This is a genomic window from Hymenobacter sp. H14-R3 (genome assembly GCF_030063445.1).
Classification (GTDB): Bacteria; Bacteroidota; Bacteroidia; order Cytophagales; family Hymenobacteraceae; genus Hymenobacter.
This window is the reverse complement of sequence record NZ_JASITD010000006.1, coordinates 72,167-89,738: the sequence shown is the minus strand read 5'-3', so window position 1 is coordinate 89,738 and position 17,572 is coordinate 72,167. Positions and strand designations below refer to the sequence as shown.

Below are 17,572 nucleotides of genomic sequence, written 5' to 3'. Positions count from 1 at the left end.
CCGTTGGGTCGCCCCGCCTCTTCGTTTGGGGGCTTGTCGGCTATAGCTGGCCGGTTAGTGCCTACGTAGTACCATTGGTGCTTCAGCCTCCGTCACAACCTGCTCATCGAGTTGCAATAACTTGTGGAACTGATTTGGCGTAAGCACTTTACCCATAGCAGCGTAATACCGAAAGTCAATGGCCTCGAACGCGGCCGTGGCGGCTGGCGGCGAGGCAAATAGCAAGTGGCTCAGTACTTCGGAGGCATCGAGGCGGGTTTGCAAGGCGGCCCGCAAAATAGCCACCTGCCGCGCCTTCAGTTGCAAGGCATCGGCCAGGTAGTCAACCTGCTGCCTGGTCCGCTGGGGCACCGCTACCGTAGTGGGCTCAGACTGGGCCCCAACGGCGGCTAACAACTCCGGCACGGAAGGGGTAGACAGTTGGGGTAACGGGGCATCCTGGGCCGAGGCGCCGAGGCTGCACAGCAGCAACCCCAGGCCAAGACCAAGAATTTGTAGGCGTTTTGACATAGCTAATAATTAGAAGCGGAGAGCGGGTGTACTTATTCTGAGGTGAAACTATACTATCCCGGGTCCGCTTGCCTAACCCGCTTACCCAACGTACTGGTTCAATAGCCGAACGCCTCTTTTCACGCGGTGAACCATCCTGATTTCTCGCCCAACTGCTTTACCCCGCCAGCGGTAGCTCAATAAAAAACGTGGTGCCCACGCCTACTTCCGTTTCAAACCAAATGCGGCCGCCCGCACTCTCGATACCCCGCTTGGCCACCGCCAGCCCAATACCCGAGCCAGTAGCTTTGGTGGTGAAGTTGGGCCGAAAAATACTATCGCGCACCTCCTCTGCAATGCCCGCGCCATTGTCGGCAATGGTGATGAGCACCTGGCCTGCGCCACTAGCGCGCAGGCTGATTTGCTGGCGGGGCGGCCGGCCGGGCGGCACGGCCTGCTTGGCATTGAGCAGCAAGTTGTTGAAGGTGCGCACCAGCAGGCTTTCATCGGCAAAAACGGTGAAGGTGCCGTCGGCGGGCAGGTGCAGGTGCAGCGCGCCGTGCTCGTCGCCATCGCTTTGGCGAAACAGGTCGGCGCAGTGGCGCAGCACGGCCGTCACATCCAGGCGGGCGGGCCGCATGGTGGGCAGGTTGGTGAAGGTGCTGAACGAGGTAGCAATGTCGGAGAGTACGTCAATCTGGGTAATCAGCGTTTGGGAAATGCGACCAATCAGCTCCTCGGCGTTGGGCCGGCGCTCGGCAATGGCTTTTTGTAAGTATTGAAGGCTCAGCTTCATAGGTGTGAGCGGATTTTTGATTTCGTGGGCTACCTGGCGGGCCATTTCGCGCCAGGCGGCTTCTTTTTCCTGGGCGGCCAGCTCGCGCTTGCTGGCTTCCAGCTTCCGCAGCATGGTGTTGTACTCGGTCACCAGCAGGCCAATTTCGTCGTCGCTGCTGCGGTAGTCGAGCACTTCGTTTTGGCCGGTGAGCGTGGTGCGCATCAGGCGCTGGGTTAGCAGCTTGAGCGGGGCCGTGAGCTGGCGCGTAGCCACAAAGGCCAGCCCCAGAAACACCACAAACATGAGGGTAAAGATGTTGAGAATCGTGGTAAACAGCTCGGTGAGCTTGCTATCCAGTTCTTTTTGCGAGTCGAAAAATGGGATGCCTACGTAGCCCAGCACGGGCCCGGCCGGGCCGTCGGTGCTGGCGGCCCGCACCGGCAGGTAGAGCGAGCTAAAGGAGAGCGTGCCGGCCCGCTCAGTGAGCAGCGTGCGGCTAAGGCCCCGCGTGCGCAGGTCTACTAGCGCCTGGGGGTTGAGCAGCGGCCCCAGCAAGCCCGCCTCAAAAATGAGCGGCTGCGAGCTCACCAGCAGCTGCCCGCGGGCATCGTAGAGGTTGAGGTCGGTTTCGGTAAGAGCGGCCACGTTGCGGGCCAGCGCCGTGAGCACGGGCAGCGCCGTGGTATCGGTGAGCTGGTCGCGGCGGCGCAGCAGGCTTTCGAGGGCAATGTGGCCCCGGCGCTCGTAGGTGCGGAGCAGGTCGCGGCGGTAACCCGAAATAACCTGGCTGGCCGTGGCCACGCTCACTACCAGCAAGGGAATAAGGATACCCAGGTTGAGCAGCAGCTGAATGCGGGCGCTAAAATTGAACCGCAACCCCAGCCCGCCACGCCGCGCCAGCAGATAGCTACCCCCCGCCAGTAGCCACACTAATACATTGAGCAGCAGCTGAAAGGAGAAATTGGAAAACCAGTCGGCCAGCGAGTAGGTGCTGGTGGTAACCACTACCACGCGCCGGCCGCTGGCGTCGGGCAGGGCCAAGTGGTGGAAGTTGCCGATTATCAGGCCCTCTTGCTTCATGCGCGGGTCATCGAGCAGTTCTACCGGAAAATTATTGGCGTAATCAAAATCGCCCTCACTGTACACGAGCTGGCCCTGCGCATAGCCCGCGTAGCTGAGGTCGGTGGCCAGACCCGGCTGAAAAAACTTTTGGTCTACCAGTAGTTCGGGCAGCACACTGTAGCTGGCCAATTGCTTAAGGCTCAGCATAAGCAAGATAGTACCCGCCGGCGCGGGCGGCCCAACGCCCCCCGGGGCCGGCTGCGTAATGGGCACCACCGCCACGTAGCGCCGCGAGCTAAACGAGTTGTCTGATTTCAACAAATACACGCCGGCCTGGTCGGTGGGCGTGGCCGTGCGCGCGAGCCGCTCGCGCGTTTGGTCGAAGGTTAGGGTGTCATCGGCCTCTCCCCCCACGGGCTGGCCACGGGGGTCAAAGAGGTCCACCGACTCTTCGTACTTATCAAAATAAGTGCGCAGGTACTGCCGCTCGATACGGCGGCGCAGCGCCTCGGTGCGCACCGGCACGGTAGTGAGCAAGTGGGTAATAACTGGGTCGGCCGCGAGTTGGCGCAGCCGTTGGCCCAGCAAAAATTCTCCCTGCAAATCGTTATCTACCAGTAAGTTACTTGCTAACCGCTGCTTATCAAGCAGCAACTGCCGCTCAAACTGTCCATACAAGGCCATCGCCCCAACGGCCGATGCCAAACCCAGCAGCAACAGCAGCAGCAGGTAGCGCGGCCCCACACGGCCCGCCAGCTTGCCGGCCTGCACCAGCACCAGGTACAGCAGCGTAACGCCCGGCAGCAGCAGCAGCACCTGGTGCAGCAAGGCCCCCGCACTTAGCAGCAGCACCGCCAGCACCGTACCCAGCAGCAGCAGCCGGCCGGGCAGGCGGCGCAGGTCGGGCACTACCAGCTCGGTGCACAAGTAAATGCCCACCACAAAAGCCGCCGTGTGCAGCACCACTGCCAGCAGTAGCACCAGCCGAAAGCTACTCATCTGGATGCTCTGCGTGATATCCAAGCTGAGCTGGTTGTTGCTGAACGCGCTTGAGTAGTAGTTGTGCAGGCCAAAAACAAGGAGGCCCAGTACCAGCAGCGCCGCCGTGCCCCACCGGCCTGGGCGGGCCCGCAGGGCCTGGGCCGGCAACTGATACTGGCGGCTCACCAACACTGCCAGCACGGCCAGCAGCACGGCCAGCAACCCATTGAGCAGCAAGTCGCCCAGCGAAGGGGCCAGGCCCGACACCGCATAGATACGGGGGTCAAACAACGGGATTTCCAGCCAGGCGTAGGGCAGCCCCAGGTAGAGCAAGACTAGTCGCAGGGCCACTGGCGTAACCGCCAGCACCGCGAGGGCCGCAGCTACGTGGCCGCGCTGCCAGCACCGGCGCGCTACGCCAAGCCACCCAGCGGTGTAAAACGATATGCCCAGCAGCAGCAGCAGCAGCGGCAATATCCGGCCCGTTAGCGCATCGCCTGGCAGTTGCACCACCGAGAAGAGGTAGTGCCCCTGGGTATCGACCAAAGCGGCTACTAGCCCGTGCGTTTCGCGGGCGCGCACCGGGGTGCGGCGCACCTGCACTTCCATGCCTTGCAGGAGTGCCGGCTCAGCACCCTCACGCAAGTAGCGGTTGCTGATGCCATAGCGGCGCGCCAGTGGCACGTACACCAGCACCACCACCGCCCCGCGCGCGCGCCGCACCACCAAAAACTCACCCAGTGCCGTTTGCGATAGCCGCTCGGCGCTTGAGTCGGCCAACTCAGCCTCAATGGGAGCTGGGCCGGAGGCCGACCAGCCAACCAGCGCCCCATTCACCGCCACAAAAGTGGGATATGAGCACTCGGCTAATAGCTGTCGGAAATCGGGCGCGGCCGGGGGCTGGCATTGCTGAGCTACCTGCTCGGCCTCGGCCCCGGCCGTGGTAGCCGCCTGGTTCACGAGCCGCTGCAAACGCGCCGCACTCGGGTACAGCGGGTTAGTGCCGGGTAGCTGCCAGTAAGTGTTAGCCAGCCAACTCGCCCCAAAGCTTAGCAATGCCAGCACGAGTAACGCAATGGGCCAAACGCGGGCTAAGGAAAAATGAGTAGGGGGCCGAGCAGACAAGAGGACGGGTTGAAATAGAAAACCAGGCCAGACAAAAACCAAGCCGACCGCGCTTCCCCTCCTCACATTACAGCAAGCAGTAAGGCCATCCAAAAACAAGAGCCGCTGGCTATCCGCATTGCGCGGAGCCGGCGGCTCAGTCTATACCAAAAACTACCTGTTCCAAAAACCTTAGAACTTGGTAGGACGCTTAGGATGTGTGCGACGGTACCAGAAGAAACCCACGGCACCCATCAAAATATAGGGCACAGTCATCATGTAAACGATGCCTTTGTTGAGGCCATCTACATCATAGTCGTCGCGCTCTTGGCGAGCAGCTTCCACCTGGCTTTTACACATCACGCACTGAGCCTGGACGGGCAACAGCGTTGATAGGGTTAAGAAGCTAAGTAATAATCCAAAAATCAGCTTTTTCATACTAGTAGAACGGTCAGTAAGTCAGAATGTTTACCTTAACCCGCCGGGTAATACGGCGCAATCATGAAGTAGACGATAACGCCCGTTACCGAGACGTAAAGCCAGATAGGAAAGGTCCAGCGCGCAATGCGCCGGTGCTTGGTATACTGCCCCGTAAGGGCAAAGTAGAGCGTAAACAGCACCAACCCCACCGTTACAACGGCCAAGCTGATGTGTGTAAGCAATAGGAGGAAATAAGCCATCCGAGCGGCTCCCACTCCCCCAAAATGCGTGCTCTCTACTTGCGAGTGGTAGGCTACGTAGGAAATCAAAAACAGCCCACCAAAAGCGAACGCCGTACCCATGGCAGCGCGGTGCGCCAGCACGTTTTTTTGCTTGATAAAGTAGAAGCCCACCAGCAGCGCCACGGCGGTGGCCGAGTTCAACGCGGCATTCACGGCAGGCAACGCATGCAAATACACGGCAGCACCTTCAATCCGGAAAATGTTCTTGTAGTAGAAAATAACGGCCACCAGCAAGGGCACCACCGCCCCCAGCGTCCCCAATATTATTTTGTACTTAGTATAATCACCCGGCTCCAGCACGGGCGGATGCAGCTGCTCAGTCGCGGTCGTCATAAGTATAGAGCAAAACGTTAATTTCGGTGATGAGCCGCTCGACCTCGTGCTTGTTAGCCGCGTCGTAGTAGCCACGCACATGTTGCGCACCGTCAATCAATAACAGCCGGCCGGGCAACAGGTTCCCCGGCTCAGTAGCCGGCCGAAACGGCAGGCGCTCGGGCCTCAGCGTCGTTTGCCCAAATTCCTCTTTTGCCAGTTGGCGCAGTGTATCGGCGGGTGCGGCCCCTAAGAACCATTTGCCATTAATCGTCCCGTACTGCTCATTAAGTTTGGTAAGCTGTGCGCTGGTTGTAGCTGGGCTTTCCGTGGTTGGCACCAACGTTAGTAGGCGCACTCGTGGCTCGGGTCGAAAGTGCTCCTGTAAGCGGGCCATCACCCGAGCCCCTGGTTCACCAACCGCCCCTGGGGCATAAAACTGTACTACGTACATCCCCCTACCAAGCTCCGCGCTCGTCAGGGTTTGCCCCGTAGCTGTGCGCACCCGAAACGGCCGGACCCTATGAAAAACAGTATCGCGCTGCCACCCTCCCGCCGAAGTGCGGACGGAGTCCGCCCGTTCGGGCAAGTAGGTTGGCAGCGCGTAATGATTGCGGCCGAAGCCGTAGAGGAAGAGAAACGCCAGTACTGGCACCAGCAGTAGCAGGCCCAGTAAAATAGTCTGGCGCGGTCGCATCCTGTATTGTTTAGCTACTGAACATGTGGGACAATACTTCGCCTACGTAAGAGCCTTCCGTTACGAGGGCTACCACCAGCCAAATCAGCAAAGCCGTAGGAATCAGAATGGTCCAGATGAGGCTCTTAGCCTCATGCTTCAAGTGCATGAATTCGCCCACGATGAAGAAGGCTTTCAAAACCGTCATCACGATAAAGATGCTGTTGCGTAACGTACGCAGACCTGGCGAGGTCATGGTGAAGGCAATCGCAAACTCAGCAGCCGTGATAATAACTAAAATCCAGAAAGTCTTCCAAATCCAAGCAGTGTTGGGCTTGGCGATTTCGCCAGGATGCAAAGCGAGTTCTTCCGCGTGATTAGACATAAACAGGTAAGTGAATAGTTGAGTAGATAAGCAAGTTTTTAGCGTAGGTAAACAAGTAGATTACTCACTTGCCTGCTGCTCACTTAATACTTAAACCAAGTAGAAGAACGTGAAAACAAATACCCAAACTAGGTCTACAAAGTGCCAGTAGAGACCAATCTTCTCAATCATCTCGTAGTGGCCCCGCTTCTCAAAGGTGCCGTTAGTTGTGGCGATAAAGCACCACACCAGCAAGCAAACGCCCGAGAGCACGTGTGTACCGTGGAAACCCGTAATAAAGAAAAACAAATCAGCAAAAAGGGGCGGGCCGTACTGATTCATGGTCAGGTTAGCGCCGTGCATTACAGTACCGTCGGCCATGAGCGTGCCTTCGCCTTCGCCACTGATGAAGTGGGTCCATTCGATTGCTTGGCTGGACAAAAACATCGAACCGAACAGGATAGTCCAGAGCAACCATTTCTGTACGTCAGCTTTATCCATGCGATGGCCAGCTTCTACTGCCAGCACCATCGTTACCGAACTGAAGATGAGAATCATCGTCATCAGAGCCACGAAGGCAAGCGGTAGGTCCATACCGTGCAAGCCAGGGAACGAGTTGAACACCTTCTCCGGAATAGGCCAATGCGCCGTGCTAAAGAAGAAATCTTTGGCCTGCCCTGCGAACACTCCGTGCTTGTGGCGAATGAGGCCGTAAGCAGTCAAAAACGCCCCGAAAGTAAATGTATCGGACAGCAGAAAGAACCACATCATCAGCTTGCCATAGCTTGCCTTAAAGGGTTCGTTGCCGCCATCCCAGGTGCCGGTGCGAGGGGCATCGACGTAGGAGGCGGGGGCAGCATTGGGCTGCAAAGTAGTGGAGTGGGCCATAACGGACAACAGATGGACAGGCGGGCTTTACGCCAAATTCCCGTTTAGTGGTTCAAAAGTAGGAACAAATAAAGGTACAGCCAAAGCCCACCCAAGAAGTGCCAGTATAAGGTAGCGTTACCAATCGAGAGCGTAGCGCGCGAATGCACCTGATAGTTAAGGCTTCGCTTCAGAACCACGGCCACAAAAATGAGTCCCGTAACTAAGTGGAAAGCGTGCACACCCATCAGCACGTATACAAAAGAGCCAGAAGGGTTAGCATCAGCCCCGCCGAAAAACGTGCGGCCCGATACCAAGTCACCCCACGAGTGCAGTTGCCCGAAAAGGAATACTATTCCCAGCGCAATTGTCAAAAGCAAGCCGATGTTAACACGCTTTACTTCGTCATGCTTGGCCGAGTAATAGGCCCATTGCATGGTAGCACTGCTCAGGGCAATGATAATGGAGTTGAAGAGCAGGCTGGCGGGCAAGTCAAACTCGCGCCAGTTACCTTCGTCGCGCCGCACAATGTAGCCGCTGGTAAAAGCAGCAAACATCATTACGATGCTGAAAATCAACAGAATAAGCAGCACACGCTTAGGGTGCCAACCTAGTCCTATTTCCTTTTCGGGCAATAGTGCTTCGGAAGTGTTCATGGGTAGGTAATTAGCAATTAGTAGTTATCCGTTTCGCGGTCAGTCACAGCCTTACGCTCCACTTACTAGCAACAAAAGATTAACAACTAAAAATCAAACTTTGTCTAAAAGCAGCGCGATTTGTACGATGGGCAAATAGAGAAAAGAGGCGAACATGATACTTAGAGCTGACTTGCGGTCCTGCGTGCGCATAAGGCGCACGGTAAGCAGCACAAACAGCACTCCGCACACCAGTGCTACCCCCGCCGAGACGCGCCCCGATATGCCCAACACCAGCGGCAACAACGACACCGGAATGAGTAGCACGGTATAAGTCATAATTTGGAAAGCCGTGCGTAGATCACGATTACCGGGCGTAGGCAGCATCTTGAACCCCGCCCGCTTGTAATCTTCATCAGCTACCCAGGCAATGGCCCAGAAGTGGGGAAACTGCCACATAAACTGGATGCCAAATAGCACCCAGGCCGCCTCCCCAACAAAGCCGGTGGCTGCTACCCACCCAATGAGCGGGGGCAGCCCCCCAGGAATGGCCCCCACCGCTACACATATCGGCGACACCGTTTTGAGTGGCGTGTAGATGAATCCGTACAGAATGAGCGACAGCAGCGACAGCGCCGCCGTGAGGGGATTAAAGTAGTAGGCTAGCAGCCCAAGCCCAGCCACTGCCAGCACCACGCAAAATACCCAAGCTTCGGCAGGTGAAATCCGCCCTGTTGGCAACGGGCGGTTCTCGGTGCGCTTCATCAGTTTATCAAGGTCTTTCTCGAAGACTTGATTGATAATGTTAGCTGCTCCCGTTACAAGCAGGCCACCGAGCAACACCAACAAGGCGCGCCCCCAGTTTGGCGTGGCTAAGCCCAACAAATAGCCCAGCGCGCTAGAGAAGGCTACCGTGAATGAAAGCCGGAATTTGAGTAACTGAAAGTAGGCGCGGGCCTTATTCATTAACCAGATAAAATTGCTAATGCAAAGGTACGCTCAGCACGTACGATAAGCTTTAACCGATGGGTATATTGGATAGCAGAACGCTAGTAACCTATAACGTGGCTTGTGCTACCATCGAAGTCCTGATTGGCTTTTCCCTCACCCTCGACAGCCGCCGCATCGCTAGCACTGCCAGGAATTGAACGCCGAAAAGCAGCGTCGCCAATGTCAGGTGTACGGGCTGCATAAAAGCAGGTAGAGCAAAATAAGCTAGGGTAATCCCCGCTACCATTTCCAGACCCAGCATTACCCAAATGCCTACAACCAACTGCCTCAAGGATGGTACCGCCAATTGCCATAACTGGTAGCCTACAAAAACGTTGGCTAGCACCACAATGGCTGACAAAGTTCTGTGCGTTTCGAAAATACTCCCTAACATGTCAATCCACGCGGGTCGATTACCATAACCAGCAGCCGAAGCGATGTGGTCAATTTCCTCGCGCACCTGCGTGCCAATAATAATTTGCACAAAAGTGAGAAGCAGAATTCCCCACAGGAGCCAACGCAAGCCAGTAGCAGTGGCTACCTCCTCATCTTGCTCACCCAAAGTCTCAAGAGCTACTTGAGTACTCAAAACTACTTCCTCATTAGACCAGCGCGCCCTATGCGCCGCATAGAGTAGCAACGCCACAATAAGCAACGCCAGCCCCATGTGGATCGTGACCATTATGGGCAGCAGATTGGTAGACACTACCAGCGACCCAAGCCACCCCTGAAAACCCGTAAGTAGCCAACTAGCTACCGCTAACCAGAATACCGGCCGGTCGCGTTTCCAGTAGGGCCAAGCAACTATGGCTGTTATAAAGACAAAAATGCCAATAAGGGCACCAAGTAAGCGATTCAAATACTCAATCCAAGTCTTAGTAGCATTGAATTCAGTCTCGATGTATTGGGTAGGGTGAGCAAAAATATCTCCGGCTACCTGCTTAAAACCTAAGCCCGCCAGTGTACGCGCCAATTTCTGGTTTTTAGCAACGCGCTGTGCCAGGTAAATCTGCTTGTAACCTACTGGTAATTGACTAGCTTCCGTAGGAGGTATCCATTGGCCAAAGCATCTGGGCCAGTCAGGGCAGCCCATTCCAGAGCCAGTAGCCCGCACTACACCACCAACAAGTATTAATAAGTAAATGCTACCAACGGTAAGCACACTCCAGAAGCGAAAATGCCTTGCAAACCCATCTTTCCCCATAGTACTTACTAAACAGTTGAAGGCAGGAAATTGCTTCTGCTTATCCTTCTAATTAAGGGCCTAAATAAAAAAACGGGCCGCCGCAATGCGGCGGCCCGTCTAGGCAGATTCTCTAGGGCAAGCTACTCAGCCAATTCCCGCTCGTAAGGCAGGTTAGAAGATGGCGTTTGCGAATAAGGCACGTTCTGCGGGATAAAATCCTCCTCAGCACCTGGCTTACTGTAATCGTAAGGCCAACGATAAACAGCCGGAATCTCACCAGGCCAGTTACCGTGACCTGGTACAATTGGAGTAGTCCACTCTAGCGTAGTCGAGTTCCAAGGATTTTCGGTAGCCCGACGACCACGGAAAATGCTGTAGAAAAAGTTGAAGATGAATACGAACTGAGCAAAGAATGCTAGAATGGCAGCAGCTGATATAAACTTGTTCAGGTCAGCAAATTGCGAGAAGGCATCAAAGCCAGTCCAAGAATAATAACGACGGGGGAAGCCCGCGATACCTACGTAGTGCATTGGCATGAACACTAAGTACACACCCGCGAAAGTTAACCAGAAGTGAATGTAGCCCAGCTTCTCGTCCATCATACGACCAAACATTTTCGGAAACCAGTGATAAACACCAGCAAAGAGACCAAAGAAGGCCGAAGAACCCATTACCAAGTGAAAGTGAGCCACCACGAAGTAAGTGTTGTGCATCTGGATATCCAAAGTAGCATTACCAAGGATAATACCGGTCAAACCACCTGAGATGAACAGAGAAACGAAACCAATTGAGAACAACATAGCTGCTGTAAAGCGAATGTTACCGCGCCAAAGCGTTGCTAACCAGTTAAACACCTTTACACCAGAAGGAACGGCAATAATCAGTGTCAGGAACATGAATACTGAGCCTAGGAAAGGGTTCATACCCGTTACAAACATATGGTGAGCCCATACTACAAACGAGAGCAGCGATATACCAATCAGTGAGCCAATCATTGCGCGGTAACCAAAGATTGGCTTACGAGCATTGGTCGCTAATATTTCAGATACCATGCCCATTGCTGGCATGATTACGATGTATACCTCAGGGTGACCAAGGAACCAGAACAAGTGCTGAAACAATACTGGTGAACCACCTTGGTTGTGCAGCGCCTGACCAGCGATGTAGATATCAGACAAGAAGAAAGATGTACCAAACGAGCGGTCAAAAACCAGCAACAGTGCTGCTGCGAAAAGTACCGGGAACGAAAGAATACCGAGAATAGCAGTCAAAAAAAACGCCCATATAGTGAGCGGTAGCTTACTCATGCTCATTCCACGAGTACGCATGTTAATTACGGTAGTAACATAGTTGACACCACCCAGCAACTGCGACACAATGAAGAAAACCATGCTCACCAGCCACATTGTCATACCCATGCCAGAGCCAGAGATGGCTTGGGGTAGTGCGCTAAGTGGCGGGTAGATAGTCCAACCTGAAGCAGCAGGGCCAGTCTCCAAGAAGAGCGAAGCAAACATGATAATGCTCGATACAAAGAAGAACCAGTACGAGAGCATATTCATGAAGCCTGAAGCCATGTCACGAGCTCCTACTTGCAAGGGAATCAGGAAATTCGAGAAAGTACCTGAAAGGCCAGCTGTCAGCACGAAGAACACCATAATGGTGCCGTGCATAGTAACTAATGCCAAGTAAAACTCAGGGTCGAGTTTACCACCTTCAATCCATTTACCCAAAACCGGCTTTAGCCAGTCAAGAGTAGCTTCCGGCCATCCGAGTTGTAAACGGAAAAGGCTTGAAAGGGCACCGCCAATAATCGCCCATATCATACCAGTTATCAAAAACTGGCGAGCAATCATCTTGTGGTCTTGGCTGAACACGTACTTCCACATCCAATGTTGGTCGTGGTGGTCATCGTGTTCATGCAAATGGTCGTCGTGCTCAGTGTGAGGCACCGGCGCGGTACCTACTCCGCCTTGCGACTGTGAAGAAACCGGGATACTAGTGGCCATAAGAAAAGGTAAAACTGCTGAAAATTAAATCTTAAAGCGAAGCTTGAGCAGCAAGCGGAGCAACTGTTTCACCAGCTTCCCCAGTGGCTGCCTCTTTTGCATCTTGGCTACCGCCTTTGCCCAGACCCGTTTGCTTGCTCATTTGCTTAAAAGAAGCCATTAGGTCAGCGTTTTTCGAGATGGGAGTCTGGGCAGCAAACCAAGCTACGTAATCGTCTGGCTCATCCACCACGATGTTAAGCTTCATGGCGAAATGGCCTTTACCACAAATCTGATTACAGGCCAACTCATATTTGAAATTTGGATTACCTAGCTTCGCACGCATCTCGTCAGTGGTGGTAGTAGGGGTAAACCAGAACCGCGTGGGCATACCTGGTACCGCATACATCTGCACGCGAAACTGAGGCATATAAACTGCGTGCAATACATCGCGTGAGCGAATTTTTATGAGCACTGGATGTCCTTTTGGCACGTGAATCTCCGATGCCACAAAGTCATCACCAGCTGCTTTATCGCTTAGGTCGAAGCCAAAATCGTTTGCAGCATCAATCAGGCGGTAGTTAACTACACCGAGCTTCATGTCACGACCCGGATAACGGACAAGCCAGTTAAATTGCTTACCCATTACTTCCAATACGATAGCATCTTTAGGAGCCGGACCAGTAATCCGCGTCCAAGCTTTCCAACCAGCAAAAATCAACGCAGCCATTACGATTGCGGGAATAATTGTCCAGATAACTTCGATTTTGTTGTTGTGCGAAAAGAAGTAAGCGCGACGACCTTCTTGGTGCTGATATTTATAAGAATAAATAAATAACAGTGCCTGAGTGATAACAAATGCAATCCCAATAACTATCATCGTTGTCCAGAACATGCGCTCCATGGCATGGCCATGAACTGATGCAATGGGTGGATTCATCTTGCTGAAGTTATCGGCAAAAGACCAAAAGAACGCTATACCGCCAACTACCATAAATACTAGCATTAGCAAAGCATTTATTCGGTTGCTTGTACCAATCTGCTTCACGTAGGAGCCAGAGAAAATAGCTGTCAGTATCTGAATACGAAACAACAGGCCAAATACGACCAGCAGCAGCGCCAGAACCAGCAGAATAGTTAAAGTTGTCATTGGATAAAAAGTATGATTCCAAGCTCAGAGCTTATTGCTTGTGAACAACTCGCCAACGAGCCCTAAGTTCTAAAAATCTAGGCTTTTGATTTAGGTTGCGTGGTGAACACTCTCCTCTATGAAGGGATGGTTAACTGGAACCAGAGAGGCTTCAGCTAAGCGACGGGTAACTAAAATTAGGAAGGCCCCTAGGAAAATTAAGGCGATACCAATCTCAATAATAAACCCATTATCGCCCTTCATAGTGCCCGGCATCAGCATTAAATAAAAGTCTGACCAGTGACCTACTAGAATAGCAATACAAACGATTTTCATGATAATCATTTGGCGTTTCGCATCCCGGGTCATGAGAGCAAGAAATGGGAAGCCGAAGTTTATTACCAAGTTGAAGTAAAAAATCCAAGTATAGCGACCTTCAAACCCGCCAAGGCGCTGATTGAAGTAAACAGCTTCCTCAGGAAGGTTAGCATACCAGATAAGCATGAACTGCGAAAACCATATGTATGTCCAAAAAATGCTGAATCCGAACATCAGCTTACCCAAGTCATGGAAGTGGTTGGCATTCATGAAGCGTAAGTAACCTGCCTGCTTCAGGAAAATGGCAATCAGGGTAGTAGCAGCAATACCCGATACCCACCAAGAAGCAAACACATACCAACCAAACATTGTGCTAAACCAATGCACATCGACTGACATAATCCAGTCCCATGCTGACATGGATGAAGTCACGGCAAACAGCACTAGGAAAAGCGCCGCTGTTTTGATGCTGAGGTGGAAATAGCTTGTGCCACCATTGAGGTCCTCTAGTAACGAAAGCTGACGAAGTCTCCAAGTAAATACTGCCCATATCGTGAGGTAAGACACCATTCGAACCAAGTAGAAACCGAAAGTCAAGAAGCCAGCTTTACCAGCGACAATTTTATCGTAGTTAGCTGACCCTTTAGTCATTATACCCTCATGAGTCCAGTGAAAAAGGTCATGGCGGCCAATAACGAATAAGACGATTAGTAGTACTCCTCCTGGAATCAACCAAGCGCCCAGCGCTTCGTTAATTCTCTTAACAATTACTGACCAGCCCGCATAAGCAACGTACTGGATAGCCATGAAAACGGTACCTACAACCGAAATGCCAATAAAGAAGATGTTGCTATGCCAAAGACTAACAACTATGCGGCGCCACAAAACTGAATGCTCATCACTATGAGCCTCGGCGTGGTTACCAGCAGTAAGGTGATTAGCAGCTTCGCCAACACCTTCGTGGCTTTCACCCCAATGCATCAGGGAAGCAATAACACCAATTATAAGGAGAACTATACCAGCCCCAATAATGGTCATGAACGTTCGCTGCGCCTTGGCGCTAGGGGCCAAATGCTCAATGGCTGCGGGTTCGTGATGATGAGTCAGAGTTGCCATAGGTCAATTAGTTCATCGAGCCATTACGGCCTTTAGTGCCCTGGCCGGGCGTTTCGGAGCCAGTGCTAGCATTTGCTTTTCCCTCGGCTTTTTGATTAGTACTGCTAGTCATTGCCGAGGCATTGCCAATGGTAGCGCTGTTTATCTCTAAAGGAGCAGTAACCTTCACGATTTTAGGCAAGTCAGCTGGGTCATTGTTCAGCTGTAAAACGTGAACATACATAGCGATTTTCCAGCGTTCTTCCGGGTTAACTTGTGAGCCATGAGGCATCATACGGTTCCGGCCCCATTCAATGACGTGATAAATGTGGCCATCATTCATCGTCTTGTATGTACCAGCGGAATAGTTAGGCACACCCTTAAACTTCATGCCCACTGGTCCTTGCCCATTGCCTTGCTCTCCATGGCAGTGCAGGCAATAACGCGAGTATAGCACCTGTCCTTCTTCGATGTTAGCCTTTGTATAAGGGTAAGGGTTACGGAGCGTGCGCTCGGCAATACCAACGCTATCTTTAGGAATATGGTCGAAATAGGCAAGCTTACCACGGGGTACCGTTCCTCCAGCTGGCGTCCGTTGGTTGATACCAAACGAGTTGACAGTATTGAAGGCAATCTGACGCAGTGGCTCGTAAGGAATTGACTCATACATCTCTGGTGCGTATTCAACACCAGGGTTGTTGGGGTCAGGAGAGCAGGAAGCTACGCCAAGACTCAGAGCTAGAGAGGCCGCGGACAGCCCGTATTTGAGAGAAGGCGCCATCGTTAAAATTTAGTCATTTCCTTTTGATTGACTTCACTGGCCCCATTTTCACGGAGCAGTTGTGTCAACTGTGGCATTTGTGAGCTCTGCTCATCCAACAAGATGGCCATTACGAATTTGTCATCCGTAGAACGCACATCTAGAACCGGCGTTTTAAAACGTGGGTAGAGTTTAGAAATCGTGTAGAATGTTATTACCATGCCATGGCAGGTAAAAAACACTGTCAACTCGAAACTTACTGGAATAAAAGCTGGTAAGGCAATGTTGGGCTTACCACCAATTATCATCGGCCAGTCAAAACCCAACATATAAATCTGCATCCAGAGAGCGAATGCCAATCCACACATGCCATAAAAGAAAGCGGCAATAGGCAGGCGGGAACGCTCAATACCTAGTGCGTCATCGATGCCGTGGACAGGATACGGGGAGAAGACATCGTAGATTTTGACACCTGCTGCGCGCACATTATCTACTGCGTGGAGCAAGGTATCTTCATCATCGAATATACCGAGTGCGAAGCGTTTGGTGGAACTGCTTGCGGCCGGGGCAGTTGAAACTGGCGCGGCGGTGAGTGCTGGGCTAGTCATTTTGCTTGTCGTAGTTTACAGGTGCCGAAGCTGGTACACCGGGCGTAGCATGTGGAACAGGGGAAGTATTGCGGCTAGGCGTACGGCTACCGTCGTTGGCGCCACCATAAGTGGGGCCATCGTTAACCGTATATTTCAGAATAGTCTTCACCTCCGCCATGTTAATTACTGGGAAAAACTTGGCAAACAATAAAAACAAGGTAAAAAACAGGCCGATAGTACCTACATATACACCTACGTCAATTCTGGTTGGCGAAAACATAGCCCATGAAGAAGGCAAATAGTCGCGGTGCAGAGAGGTTACGATAATTACGAAACGCTCGAACCACATACCGATGTTTACGATGATAGACAGGATGAACGTCATCGTAATGCTGTACCGGATACGACGTATCCATACAAACTGCGGGGAGAGCACGTTGCAACTCATCATACCCAGGTAGGCCCACCAGTAGGGGCCAGTGGCTCGGTTGATGAATGCATATTGCTCGTATTCAACTTGCGAGTACCAAGCGATAAAGAACTCGGTGATGTAAGCTACACCCACAATCGAACCCGTTACCATCATGATTTTATTCATCAAGGCAATGTGCTCCAGCGTGATGTAGTCTTCCAGCTTGAATACGACACGCGTGATAAGCATCAGGGTCAATACCATTGCAAAGCCGGAGAATATAGCACCAGCTACGAAATAGGGAGGAAATATTGTGGTGTGCCAGCCAGGTACAACTGAGGTTGCAAAGTCCATCGATACAATGGTGTGCACAGAGAGTACTAGAGGCGTTGAAACACCAGCCAGAATCAGCGATACTGTTTCATATCGTGACCAATGCTTGGCAGATCCAGTCCAACCCATGCTTAGCATAGAATAACTGAACTTGGCAATCTTGCCCTTAGCACGGTCACGGATAGTAGCGAAATCGGGTACCAAACCAGTGTACCAGAACACCAACGATACCGTGAAGTAGGTCGAGATGGCAAATACGTCCCACAGCAAAGGGGAGTTAAAGTTAGCCCAAAGCGAACCGAGCGTATTCTGCAATGGGAACACGTAGAAAGCTAACCAAGGGCGACCCATGTGTAACACCGGGAACATGGCGGCGCAGATTACTGCAAAAATCGTCATGGCCTCTGCGGCCCGGTTGATGGATGACCGCCACTTCTGACGGAACAACAGCAACACTGCTGAAATCAACGTACCAGCATGACCGATACCTACCCACCAAACGAAGTTGGTAATATCCCATGCCCAACCAACGGTCTTATTGAGACCCCATTCGCCGATGCCGAACCATAGAGTACGGTAAACGGAGTAGAAGAAAACACCTAGCAGGACCAATGCTACGCCCAAGGCGCCCATCCAGCGGATATTGGGAGCAGCCTCTACTTGGTAGCAGATGTCCTGAGTGACGTCGTGATACGTCTTACCACTCGTTATGAGTGGCTCGCGTACTGGGGATACGTACTGCATAGTGATGAATATTAAGGACTTAACTCTTTTTGTTCAA

General features: G+C 52.6%; 16 protein-coding genes. All 16 read right to left on the bottom strand.

Annotated features, from left to right (window positions below; translation table 11 throughout):
* Nucleotides 1–54: 54 nt before the first annotated feature.
* A complete protein-coding gene (locus QMK33_RS07835; RefSeq protein ID WP_283564017.1) occupies nt 55–510 on the bottom strand; it encodes a hypothetical protein in 456 nt (151 codons plus the stop codon).
* A 157-nt stretch (nt 511–667) separates the two neighbouring features.
* A complete protein-coding gene (locus tag QMK33_RS07830) occupies nt 668–4,375 on the bottom strand; it encodes a sensor histidine kinase (protein ID WP_283564016.1) in 3,708 nt (1,235 codons plus the stop codon).
* Nucleotides 4,376–4,606: 231 nt separating this feature from the next.
* Nucleotides 4,607–4,852, bottom strand: a complete 246-nt coding sequence (locus QMK33_RS07825) for a CAMCR motif-containing small membrane protein (RefSeq protein ID WP_283564015.1) — start codon at nt 4,850–4,852, stop codon at nt 4,607–4,609.
* A gap of 35 nt (nt 4,853–4,887) precedes the next feature.
* On the bottom strand, nt 4,888–5,469 hold the full coding sequence (locus tag QMK33_RS07820) for a DUF420 domain-containing protein (RefSeq protein WP_283564014.1): 582 nt from the start codon (nt 5,467–5,469) through the stop codon (nt 4,888–4,890).
* Complete coding sequence (locus QMK33_RS07815) at nt 5,453–5,788, bottom strand: hypothetical protein (protein WP_283564013.1); 336 nt, start codon at nt 5,786–5,788, stop codon at nt 5,453–5,455. Before QMK33_RS07815 ends, QMK33_RS07820 begins: the two co-directional genes overlap by 17 nt.
* A gap of 367 nt (nt 5,789–6,155) precedes the next feature.
* Entirely contained in the window at nt 6,156–6,509 is a 354-nt protein-coding gene (locus tag QMK33_RS07810) for a cytochrome C oxidase subunit IV family protein (RefSeq protein ID WP_283564012.1), read from the bottom strand.
* Between the two features lie 90 nt (nt 6,510–6,599).
* Nucleotides 6,600–7,376, bottom strand: a complete 777-nt coding sequence (locus QMK33_RS07805; protein WP_502867053.1) for a cytochrome c oxidase subunit 3 — start codon at nt 7,374–7,376, stop codon at nt 6,600–6,602.
* A gap of 44 nt (nt 7,377–7,420) precedes the next feature.
* Nucleotides 7,421–8,011, bottom strand: a complete 591-nt coding sequence (locus tag QMK33_RS07800; protein WP_283564011.1) for a cytochrome c oxidase subunit 3 — start codon at nt 8,009–8,011, stop codon at nt 7,421–7,423.
* Nucleotides 8,012–8,104: 93 nt separating this feature from the next.
* Nucleotides 8,105–8,956 carry a heme o synthase gene (gene cyoE, locus QMK33_RS07795; protein ID WP_283564010.1) on the bottom strand — a complete coding sequence of 284 codons (852 nt, stop codon included), beginning with the start codon at nt 8,954–8,956 and terminating at the stop codon, nt 8,105–8,107.
* Nucleotides 8,957–9,047: 91 nt separating this feature from the next.
* Nucleotides 9,048–10,142 (bottom strand): COX15/CtaA family protein, encoded by a 1,095-nt coding sequence (locus tag QMK33_RS07790; protein WP_283564009.1) that lies wholly within the window; start codon nt 10,140–10,142, stop codon nt 9,048–9,050.
* A 164-nt stretch (nt 10,143–10,306) separates the two neighbouring features.
* Entirely contained in the window at nt 10,307–12,175 is a 1,869-nt protein-coding gene (locus tag QMK33_RS07785; RefSeq protein WP_283564008.1) for a cytochrome c oxidase subunit I, read from the bottom strand.
* Between the two features lie 31 nt (nt 12,176–12,206).
* A complete protein-coding gene (locus QMK33_RS07780) occupies nt 12,207–13,304 on the bottom strand; it encodes a cytochrome c oxidase subunit II (RefSeq protein WP_283564007.1) in 1,098 nt (365 codons plus the stop codon).
* 90 nt (nt 13,305–13,394) lie between these two features.
* Nucleotides 13,395–14,717 (bottom strand): quinol:cytochrome C oxidoreductase, encoded by a 1,323-nt coding sequence (locus tag QMK33_RS07775; protein WP_283564006.1) that lies wholly within the window; start codon nt 14,715–14,717, stop codon nt 13,395–13,397.
* Between the two features lie 7 nt (nt 14,718–14,724).
* Nucleotides 14,725–15,477 carry a c-type cytochrome gene (locus QMK33_RS07770; protein ID WP_283564005.1) on the bottom strand — a complete coding sequence of 251 codons (753 nt, stop codon included), beginning with the start codon at nt 15,475–15,477 and terminating at the stop codon, nt 14,725–14,727.
* 2 nt (nt 15,478–15,479) lie between these two features.
* On the bottom strand, nt 15,480–16,064 hold the full coding sequence (locus tag QMK33_RS07765; protein WP_283564004.1) for a DUF3341 domain-containing protein: 585 nt from the start codon (nt 16,062–16,064) through the stop codon (nt 15,480–15,482).
* Complete coding sequence (gene nrfD, locus QMK33_RS07760) at nt 16,057–17,535, bottom strand: NrfD/PsrC family molybdoenzyme membrane anchor subunit (RefSeq protein WP_283564003.1); 1,479 nt, start codon at nt 17,533–17,535, stop codon at nt 16,057–16,059. Before nrfD ends, QMK33_RS07765 begins: the two co-directional genes overlap by 8 nt.
* Nucleotides 17,536–17,572: the final 37 nt, after the last annotated feature.

What these genes read in the sequence shown, in the direction of transcription:
- QMK33_RS07775 (WP_283564006.1), bottom strand. Translation starts at nt 14,717, where the DNA reads ATGGCAACTCTGACTCATCATCACGAACCCGCAGCCATTGAGCATTTG.
- QMK33_RS07785 (WP_283564008.1), bottom strand. Translation starts at nt 12,175, where the DNA reads ATGGCCACTAGTATCCCGGTTTCTTCACAGTCGCAAGGCGGAGTAGGT.
- cyoE (WP_283564010.1), bottom strand. Translation starts at nt 8,956, where the DNA reads ATGAATAAGGCCCGCGCCTACTTTCAGTTACTCAAATTCCGGCTTTCA.
- QMK33_RS07825 (WP_283564015.1), bottom strand. Translation starts at nt 4,852, where the DNA reads ATGAAAAAGCTGATTTTTGGATTATTACTTAGCTTCTTAACCCTATCA.
- QMK33_RS07820 (WP_283564014.1), bottom strand. Translation starts at nt 5,469, where the DNA reads ATGACGACCGCGACTGAGCAGCTGCATCCGCCCGTGCTGGAGCCGGGT.
- QMK33_RS07780 (WP_283564007.1), bottom strand. Translation starts at nt 13,304, where the DNA reads ATGACAACTTTAACTATTCTGCTGGTTCTGGCGCTGCTGCTGGTCGTA.
- QMK33_RS07835 (WP_283564017.1), bottom strand. Translation starts at nt 510, where the DNA reads ATGTCAAAACGCCTACAAATTCTTGGTCTTGGCCTGGGGTTGCTGCTG.
- QMK33_RS07770 (WP_283564005.1), bottom strand. Translation starts at nt 15,477, where the DNA reads ATGGCGCCTTCTCTCAAATACGGGCTGTCCGCGGCCTCTCTAGCTCTG.
- QMK33_RS07810 (WP_283564012.1), bottom strand. Translation starts at nt 6,509, where the DNA reads ATGTCTAATCACGCGGAAGAACTCGCTTTGCATCCTGGCGAAATCGCC.
- QMK33_RS07805 (WP_502867053.1), bottom strand. Translation starts at nt 7,376, where the DNA reads ATGGCCCACTCCACTACTTTGCAGCCCAATGCTGCCCCCGCCTCCTAC.
- QMK33_RS07800 (WP_283564011.1), bottom strand. Translation starts at nt 8,011, where the DNA reads ATGAACACTTCCGAAGCACTATTGCCCGAAAAGGAAATAGGACTAGGT.
- QMK33_RS07765 (WP_283564004.1), bottom strand. Translation starts at nt 16,064, where the DNA reads ATGACTAGCCCAGCACTCACCGCCGCGCCAGTTTCAACTGCCCCGGCC.
- nrfD (WP_283564003.1), bottom strand. Translation starts at nt 17,535, where the DNA reads ATGCAGTACGTATCCCCAGTACGCGAGCCACTCATAACGAGTGGTAAG.